General features: G+C 42.0%; 6 protein-coding genes and 1 pseudogene. 5 read left to right on the forward strand and 2 right to left on the reverse strand.

Annotated features, from left to right (window positions below):
• Positions 1-534, forward strand: a pseudogene (locus BCG07_RS05965) (excinuclease ABC subunit A); the annotation flags it as partial.
• 52 nt (positions 535-586) lie between these two features.
• On the opposite strand, the gene BCG07_RS05970 reads toward BCG07_RS05965, so the two are convergent.
• A complete protein-coding gene (locus tag BCG07_RS05970; protein ID WP_008129686.1) occupies positions 587-1,204 on the reverse strand; it encodes a LysE family translocator in 618 nt (205 codons plus the stop codon).
• 71 nt (positions 1,205-1,275) lie between these two features.
• Positions 1,276-3,738, reverse strand: a complete 2,463-nt coding sequence (locus BCG07_RS05975) for an alpha/beta hydrolase family protein (RefSeq protein WP_286889263.1) — start codon at positions 3,736-3,738, stop codon at positions 1,276-1,278.
• Between the two features lie 164 nt (positions 3,739-3,902).
• Between BCG07_RS05975 and BCG07_RS05980 the strand changes: the two genes are divergently transcribed.
• The 4 genes from BCG07_RS05980 to BCG07_RS05995 form a co-directional block, all read left to right on the forward strand.
• On the forward strand, positions 3,903-4,907 hold the full coding sequence (locus BCG07_RS05980; protein WP_286889265.1) for a LacI family DNA-binding transcriptional regulator: 1,005 nt from the start codon (positions 3,903-3,905) through the stop codon (positions 4,905-4,907).
• Positions 4,904-6,133 (forward strand): glycosyltransferase, encoded by a 1,230-nt coding sequence (locus BCG07_RS05985; RefSeq protein ID WP_138739573.1) that lies wholly within the window; start codon positions 4,904-4,906, stop codon positions 6,131-6,133. Before BCG07_RS05980 ends, BCG07_RS05985 begins: the two co-directional genes overlap by 4 nt.
• Positions 6,134-6,240: 107 nt before the next feature.
• Positions 6,241-7,467, forward strand: coding sequence for a threonine/serine exporter family protein (locus tag BCG07_RS05990; protein ID WP_286889267.1), 1,227 nt, complete (start codon positions 6,241-6,243; stop codon positions 7,465-7,467).
• A gap of 145 nt (positions 7,468-7,612) precedes the next feature.
• Positions 7,613-9,423, forward strand: a 1,811-nt coding sequence (locus tag BCG07_RS05995; protein WP_286889269.1) for a S9 family peptidase, incomplete at its 3' end; no start/stop codon positions are given.

Below are 9,423 nucleotides of genomic sequence, written 5' to 3' on the forward strand. Positions count from 1 at the left end.
CGCTATAACCAAAAAACACTCGACATTACCTATAAAGAGAAAACCATTGCCGATGTGCTTAATTTAACCGTTGAGTCAGCGCATACATTTTTTACCGATGAACCCGCTATTTTGCGCGCGCTCAATGCGCTTTTACAAGTGGGCCTTGGCTATTTACGTTTAGGGCAACCTGCTACTGAACTTTCGGGCGGCGAGGCACAACGTATTAAACTTGCCACTGAACTACAACGTACACAGCGTGGCAATACGCTTTATATTTTAGATGAGCCAACCACAGGCCTACACCCAAAAGATGTAGCCATGCTAATGGCGCAGTTAAATGGCTTAGTTGATGCTGGCAACACCGTCATTATGGTTGAGCACGATATGCAAGTAGCCAGTAACAGTGATTGGGTTATTGATATTGGCCCAGGAGCTGGCGACGAAGGCGGGGTCATAGTTGCACAAGGAAAACCTGAAATGGTCGCTGAATCACAAAAAAGTAAAACGGCGCCATTTTTACAAGCACAGTTAAATCACGCAGGTTCTAATTAAAAATTAATAGTCGTTATACGCAAAATAATAAAGAGCCACGGGCTCTTTATTATTAATCTAAGGCTAACCAAACACCTACAAGCATCATTAAACTGCCTGCAATCCGGTTCATCCATTTAATATTATCGCCTCGGGCTAAAAACAAGCGTAGGCTTTTACCACCTGTTGCATACGCTAACATACTTACAAATTCGGTTATCATAATTACGCTAAGTAAAATAAATAATTGTGGCGCAACAGCCTGGTCAACATTAATAAACGGAGGGAGTAATGAGATCATAAACGCCCACCCTTTTGGGTTAGCAACAGCGGTAATAAACCCTTGAGTAAAAAGCGACTGCCTACTTACATCACTTGGGCTATGTGTATTAACCGACATTTTACCTTTGGCGCGCCACATATTTATACCTATGTAAATTAAGTAGGCACCACCGACCCACTTTAAAATAGCGAACGCATCAGGGTAATTTAGCATGACACTTGCAACCCCAAGTACCGCCGCAATAGCTACACTAGCAACTCCCAATAACTCACCTATCATCATCCACAGGGTGCGGCGCACACCGATGCTCATACCTAATGTCATGGCAAGCGTCATACACATACCCGGTGTGATAGATACAAAAAAGAAGGTAGGAATAAAAACTGCCAGTGCTGCTACATCAATCATTAATTTACTCTCGTATTCATAACAAAAACGCGGCTATAATTAGCCGCGCTGTTGCTTACCTATGTGTATTGTTATTGCTGAGTATTAACAGCAGGTTCGCTAACGACCTCTACTGGCTGTGGTGTATCATTTAACAAATACTTATCTAGCCACTGCTCTTGCTCCCACAATACATGTAATAAGCTTTTACGTGCACGGTAGCCATGAGCTTCGTAAGGCAGCATAACTAAACGGGCATTTTTTCCTAAGCCTTTAAGCGCGGCATACATGCGCTCACTTTGCATTGGAAAAGTGCCTGAATTAGGATCCTCTTTACCGTGTATCATGAGCATTGGCTCATTGATTTTTTCGGCGTGAAAAAACGGAGACATATTAGCGTATACACTTTGCGCCTGCCAAAAATCACGTTCTTCTCCCTGAAAACCAAACGGTGTTAACGTACGGTTATACGCACCACTGCGAGCAATACCTGTTTTAAATAAATCACTATGCGCCAATAAGTTAGCCACCATAAATGCACCGTATGAATGCCCTGCTATGGCTATTTTGTCTTTATCAGCAATCCCCTTTTCAACCAGTACATCTACTGCTGCTTTGGCGCTAGAAACCAGCTGTTTTCTGAAGTGATCATTTGGCTCACTACCATCAACACCTACAATCGGCATTTTAGGATCGTCAAATACGGCAATACCTTTGGCAAGGTACGGCATTGGGCCCCAGTAACCTATATACGTAAACCCGTAAGGCGACTCGCGAACTTGCGACGCTACGGCTTTGTCTTTGTATTCAAGCGGGTAAGCCCACATAAGTACAGGCAAAGTGCCTTGTGTTTTGTCGTACCCTGGTGGTAAATATAACGTGCCAGAAAGCTCAACACCGTCGTCGCGCGTATAACGCACTTGTTCTTTTGTTACACCTTTAAAAGCAGGGTATGGGTGTTCAAATTGCGTTAGTTGGGTTAACGAATCGTCATCTAAATCACGAATAAAAAAGTTAGGCTGCTCAGTTTTAGACTCACGAACTGTAATAAAGCGCTCGCCTTCGTCATCAAGCAGCGCCCTTACACGCTCGTAATAAGGCGCTTGTGATTGCCATAAACGCTTGCTGCTATTTGTTTTTACATCGTACCTGTCTAAAAACGGGATGTTACCTTGTTCTGACGCGCCATTGCCACGCAGGTAAATATAACGCCCACCAACCACTTTAATTACATTAGCGCCTAAATCGTTACGCTCGTAAATAGCATTACCTGGGTCTTTATAAGCATCGTTATAACTGCGCTCTGAAAACAGCACACGGTTACTATCGGCATTACGTGGCTGAATAACATACGTACGCAATTGACGGTCGCTAAAGCGCCAATCGCTCAGCATAGCAATGTCGTTATTAGCCCACTCCATACCCGCATAACGACGTTCTACTTTTGCAAATAACTTTGGCTCGCGTTTAAACGGTGCACGTAGGCTATAAATGTAGTCATGGTGCGGTACGTCAGTTTTCATGTCGCCGCCATCTTGCGCTTCTGCCCAAATAACTTCAGCACCCTGGTCTGCTCGCCATTCAAAATTACGTCTTCCTGTACGTACACTGTCGTAACCTTGTGGAATATTATCGGCCAAAGGTTGCTTAGCAAGCTCGGCTAATGCAAAACCGCGCATACCCCATATTTGCCACGTTGTCGCAAAGCGGCTGTAAGGCACTTGATACGAAAACGGCTCGTTAATTCCCGCCACCAAAATATTAGTCGAGTCGGGCGATACCGAAAACGATTTAAAAAGTGCAGGACTGCCAATAGCTTGAGCTTTTCCATCAAGGGTAATGTAAGCCAACTGGCCTTGACCAAAAAACTTAAATTGAGCTTCATCAAATGGGCTCGTTAATAAATTTTGATACGTGCGTGCGGGGGCTTTTTCACCAGTACTTTGCTGAATAACTGGCACAACATTTTGGCTGTTGTTTTCTAGTCGTGGTTTACCCACATTTACAGCTAGGTTTGCAATAATGGCTGTGCTGTCTGGTAACCATTGGTATGGCGATGCCGTTAAAACTGAATTTAACGCAGCACTTGAAAGCATTTTTGCTTGTTTACTTTCAACACTATAAAGCCATAAATTTGCTTCGTTTGTTTGTTCAACAATAAACGCTAAGTATTTGCTATTAGAAGACCACTTAGGCGAGCGAATAATACCATTTGGTAAGTTATTAATATTAATAACAGTGCCACTTTGCACATGTTTAAGTTCTACAGCACTAAAATTTGCGCGCACCCGTGTGCGTGAAAAATTAGCCGGGTTTAGTTTAATCCCCGCAAGCTTTAACTCTTCAATTGCAAGCTCATCAAGCGATACAACACGCCTGCGTTCAAATAGCGCAAGCCACTGACCATCACTTGATAAGTAACTTGTGGGCGCCAATTTAGCATCTACCACTGCCGCTAAATCAGGCGAAGGAGTTTGGTAGCCCTGCTCTGCATGACTAAATGGTAGTAATACAACACAACAAATAAAGGCAACTAACAGCCTAAAAGCGTTCATGTTTTTATCCTTTTGTTATTTTTTACACAATTAAGTGTATATAAACACGTTTTGCTTTGTTCATAAAGCATTAAGGTGGCTCAACACATGGCAAAAGATGACTTCACAGCCCTGTTTAAGCTACACTAACGCGTTTTTAATCTATCACTACGACAAACACAACTATGCATAACAAAGCTAAATCTGTCACAATTTTTGATGTTGCCGACCTTGCAGGTGTGTCTAAGTCAACGGTGTCTTTGGTGCTGACTCAAAGTAAAAAAGTCAGTAATAAAAGCAAACAAAAAGTATTAAAAGCAATTGATGAATTAGGCTACGTTTATAACCGCGATGCCGCAGCTATGCGCTCAAAGCGCTCTAATTTAATCGCTGTGGTTATAAATGATTTAACTGACCCTGTTATGGCACAGTTGGCCACCGAGCTTGAGCTAATATTAAACAATGAAGGTTTTCAGGCCGTTATTGTTAGCAGTAACAATAACGTTGAGCAGCAAACACAGGCAATTAATAAACTAAAAGAATACAACGCCGCCGGATTTATAATTTGCCCTGTGACTAATACATGCACCCAATGGTTAGACACATTAAGTTCTCAGCATAGCGTTGTTACGTTAATGCAAGAGCTTGCATTTAGTAATGCACCTTGTGTGTTACCCGACTACAAAAAAGCAAGCCATATAGTTAGCATGCATTTACTTTCTCAAGGGGTTACAAACATTGCGTTTATAGGCAGCAATTTACAATTAAGCAGCTGCTTAACACTTCAACACGGCTTTAATACCGCATGTGCACAACACAGTATATCGCCACTAAACGCAATCGAATGCAGTGAAAATTCCGCTCTTAGTGCCAAAAATGCTTTTGCACAGGCTTATAAAAGCACCCCTGCTATTAACGCCATTGTGTGTGCGAATGACATTATCGCCCACGGCGTGCTAGCAAGCATTAACACATTAAACTTAGCAGCTAATCAACGCATTAAAGTAGTAAGCTGTCAGCAAGTTAAAAATAGCGCCTTACTTGACGATACATTAACGAGTGTTGCAATCAGCACGCATGAAATCGCAAAACGTTGCCTTTTAGTACTACAAGAACTATTACAAAATACAGCCCCACCGGTTAAAACACTGGTAAATGTTAACTTACAAATTAAAGAGTCTAGCCAATGAAAAAAGTGCTGGTAATTGGCTACGTATGGCCAGAGCCCAACTCATCCGCTGCGGGTACGCACATGATGTCATTATTAAACGCATTTACAGCACAAAACTGGCAAGTGGAGTTTGCTACTCCCGCTCAACGCACAGAGCACATGGTAAACCTTGACGACTTTGGTATAACAAGTCAAAGCATTGCCCTTAATTGCGAAAGCTTTGACGAATACGTTAAAGCCTATAACCCAGATATTGTAATGTTTGACCGATTTATGATGGAAGAACAATTTGGTTGGCGCGTTGATAAGCATTGCCCCAATGCCATTAAGATTCTCGATACCGAAGATTTACAGTGCCTGCGAAACGCACGCCATGAAGCGCACAAAGGCGAGCGTGAATTTACAACCAGCGATTTACATTCAGACATAGCTAAACGCGAAATAGCGGCTATTTTGCGTTGCGACCTAAGCCTAATTATTTCAAGCTACGAAATGGAATTACTCAATAGCGTATTTAAGGTCGAACCAAGCTTATTACACCATTTACCGTTTATGGTCGATTTAACCTCGTTGCCCGAAACCACAAAAAGCTTTGATGAACGTCAGCACTTTATGACGATAGGTAATTTTAGGCATGCGCCAAACTGGGATGCAGTACTTTACTTACAAAAAATATGGCCGCTTATTCGCAAGCAATTACCAAAAGCAGAACTACATATTTATGGCTCTTACCCGCCACCTAAAGCCACAGCACTTAATAACCCTAAAACGGGTTTTTTAATAAAAGGCTGGGCCGATAACGCCTATGATGTAATGCAAAGTGCGCGCGTATGTTTAGCCCCTCTTAGGTTTGGCGCAGGGATTAAAGGTAAATTACTTGAAGCCATGATAATGCAAACACCCAGCGTTACCACCAGTATTGGTGTAGAGGGCATGCACAACGATTTACCTTGGTCTGGTAAAGTGGCTAATAATACCGAAGACTTTGCAAATGCAGCTGTTGAGCTTTATACCAATGAAACCGATTTTAATCATGCCCAGCAAGCTGGCAATACGCTACTTAACACCGTATTCGACAAAGTAAAATTAAGCGCGGCGCTCATTAATAAAATAGATGCAATAAGCAGCGATTTAAGCACGCATCGTGAAAAAAACTTTACCGGACAAATGCTCAAACATCACACAATGCGAAGCACACAATACATGGCGCAATGGATAGCGGAGAAAAATAAAAAATTAGATTAAAAATGACTAGACACGCACCAATTAGTCTTTAAAATCGCGCCCATTACATATGGGCGTTTTAGCCTATACTTTTAGCTAATTTATTTACACACTGGCCTAAATAAGATTTGAAAACTGCAACCTTTACAGAAAAACGCAAATTTATCGTTAAGTTGGGTAAAATGCTTCATAAATACGGTACGCCTGCCTACCGCCTAGAAGCACACTTAATGGAAGTCGCCACATACTTAGACCTCAAATCGTCGTTTGTTATGTCGCCCACCTCGGTCACCTTTGTCATTTGGACCGACGGCCATGAAGATGAGTATACGCATGTGGCACGAGTTGACCCAGGCGATCATGATTTAGGATCACTTGCCGATACCGACGACCTTGTAAATAAAATGCTTAACGAAGAATTGTCTCTTCAAGAAGTAGACCAACAGCTAGATATAATTTTTGATGCCCCTAACCCTTACAATAAATTAACGACAGGTATTGCATTTGCAACCTCGGGCGGCGCATTTGCAATGCTTATGGGCACCAGTTGGACCGATGTAACTTGGTCTGCGTTACTCACCCTTGTGGTGTATATATTTGTATTGTGGTCTATGCGCTCTAAACGTGTAGCGCATATGCTTGAACCACTTGTTGCTATTGTTTCAGCAATTATGGCTTGTGCTGTAAGCGTTTATATAACACCCGAAGTAAACATACGCTTGGTGGTGCTTTCTGCCATTATTGTATTTATACCGGGCCTTGCGCTTGCACTTGGATTGGCAGAGCTTGCAGCTCGCCACTTGGTATCGGGTACAGCAAGAGTAATGGACTCATTTATGTTGCTGTTTAAACTCTATTTTGGTGGCTTTATAGGTATAGGCATTGGCTTTGCACTTTTTGGCCAAGCAGACTTTGTTCAACCGGAGCCTTTACCCAGCTGGACACCTTGGCTTGCTATATTTTTACTGTGTAGCAGCCTAATAGTTATATTTAGAACCAAACTAAAACATGCGGGTTGGTCTATTGCATCAGGCTTTATAGCCTATGGCACAAGTATTGGGTCAGCAATGTATTTAGATTACACATTGGGTACCTTTGTTGGCGCGTTATCGGTGGGTATTTTTAGTAATTTATTTAACCGTGTTGCTAATGCGCCGGCTTCAATTGTGGCAATGCAGGGCTTGATTGTATTAGTCCCAGGTAGCAAAACCTACATTGGCTTAAATTCACTCATTGAAGGCCAAGACTTTATATATGCAGAGCATATAGGCCAGCAAACATTTTTAATATTTATGTCGCTTGTAGCCGGGCTTATATTTGCAAACGTTGCCTTACCGCCTAAAAAAAGTTTATAAAAAGCAGCGCGGTACATTCCGCGCTATTCATTATTTATTTTATCACCTTCATTTAACGCCCTCTTTTGAGCATTAATCGCATTTTTTAGTTTATTAACCTTAGCTTGTTATACTAATCTGGATTTTAAAAATAAAGGATATAACAATGCTTAAGACAAGCTTAGCGCTAGCAATCGGGCTTTCAAGCAGCCTTGCATTTGCGCAATCAGCAATCACAGTTGAAGACATTCCAAAAGTAAAATCGGTAATACAAACAAGTATTAGCCCAGATGGTGAAAGCGTTGCATTTACACGCTCGTTACCACGCAAACTTTACGTTGACGAAAATGGCAGCAATTACAGCGAACTTTACGTTGTAGACGATGAAGGTGTTGAACGCCCATTTATTACCGGCTCGGTTAATATTAAAAGCCTACAATGGTCAAACGACAGCAAAACAATTTACTTTTTGGCAAAGCTTAAAGACGATAAATTTACTTCGCTTTACCAAATTCCTGTTGATGGCGGACAAGCACAAGCAGTTATGTCATTAAAAGGGACTTCTATTTCAAGTTATCAACTAAGCCCTGACAACAAACAGCTTGCGTTATTAGCGATGCCCGCTGCCGACAAATCAGATAAAGAATTAAAAAAACTTGGTTTTAAAGCAGAAGTATACGAACTAGGTTTAAAAAACAAACAACTCTTTGTTGTTGATTTGGCCAAAGAAGATAAACCATTATCGCCAACAGCCATAAACATTGATAGCTATGTAAGCGATGTTAACTGGTCAGCCGACAGTGAAAAGCTACTCGTTAAAACTCAACCTACAGCACTTATTGACGATCGCTATACTAAATCAATGTGGCACCTTTATGATATTGCTAACGAAAAAGTAACTTTATCGTTTAAAACACAGGGTAAATTGGGCGATGCCGAGCTGTCGCATGATGGTAAATACGTCGCTATTTTAGGCGCAGAAGATAAGCATGACCCAGCAACTGGCCGCTTATTTATTGCTGACACTGAAACCGCAAAAATCACTGAGTGGCTACCTAACTTTATGGGCCACGTCGTTGATTTTGAATGGTCGCATAAGCGTAACACGCTTAACTTTATTGCCAATGTAGGTACGCAAAGCTTTGTTGCCAGTATCAAAGCAGGCTCTAATAAATACAAAAAGTTAGTTGATGAAGGCCAATTTATTGCAACGCAGTTAAGTGTTTCTGACTCAGATAAAACATTGGCACTTCGTGGTAACAGTGCTAAGCACCCTAACGAAGTGTTTATTGTGCGTAGTAAAAAAGCAAAGCGTTTAACAGACTCAAACAGCTGGCTGAACGATAAACGTTTTGCTAAACAAGAAACGATTAAACTTAACGCGCGTGATGGCGTTGAACTAGACGGCGTACTTGTATACCCGCTCGATTACAAAAAAGGCACACGCTACCCACTTATAATGTCAGTACATGGCGGCCCAGAAAGTCACGACAAAGATGGGTGGATCACCAATTACTCTCGCCCTGGCCAAATGGGTGCTGCACGTGGGTACGCGGTATTTTATCCAAACTATCGTGGTTCTACAGGTAAAGGCGTTGATTATTCAAAGCTAGGGCAAAACGATTACGCTGGTAAAGAGTTTGACGACCTAGTGGACTTTAAAAACCATTTAGTCGACATGGGTCTAGTTGACAGCAAACGTGTTGGTATCACAGGTGGTTCTTACGGCGGTTACGCCTCTGCTTGGGGTGCAACAAAACTAACTGAACATTTTGCAGCAAGTGTTATGTTTGTGGGTGTCACTAACCAACTTTCTAAGTTTGGTACCACTGATATTTCAAACGAAATGCACTTAGTGCATGCCCGTTCATACCCGTGGGATAAATGGCAATGGTATTTAGAGCGCAGCCCAATTTACTGGGCTGGTCAGTCAGAAACACCGTTGCTTATTATGCACGGTAAAGACGATCCACGCGT

This window comes from Pseudoalteromonas sp. ESRF-bin5 (assembly GCF_002632075.1).
Taxonomy (GTDB): Bacteria; Pseudomonadota; Gammaproteobacteria; order Enterobacterales; family Alteromonadaceae; genus Pseudoalteromonas; species Pseudoalteromonas marina.

Bases quoted from the DNA above. Each gene is read 5' to 3' on its own strand.
- BCG07_RS05970 (WP_008129686.1), bottom strand. From the start codon at position 1,204: ATGATTGATGTAGCAGCACTGGCAGTTTTTATTCCTACCTTCTTTTTT.
- BCG07_RS05975 (WP_286889263.1), bottom strand. From the start codon at position 3,738: ATGAACGCTTTTAGGCTGTTAGTTGCCTTTATTTGTTGTGTTGTATTA.
- BCG07_RS05980 (WP_286889265.1), top strand. From the start codon at position 3,903: ATGCATAACAAAGCTAAATCTGTCACAATTTTTGATGTTGCCGACCTT.
- BCG07_RS05985 (WP_138739573.1), top strand. From the start codon at position 4,904: ATGAAAAAAGTGCTGGTAATTGGCTACGTATGGCCAGAGCCCAACTCA.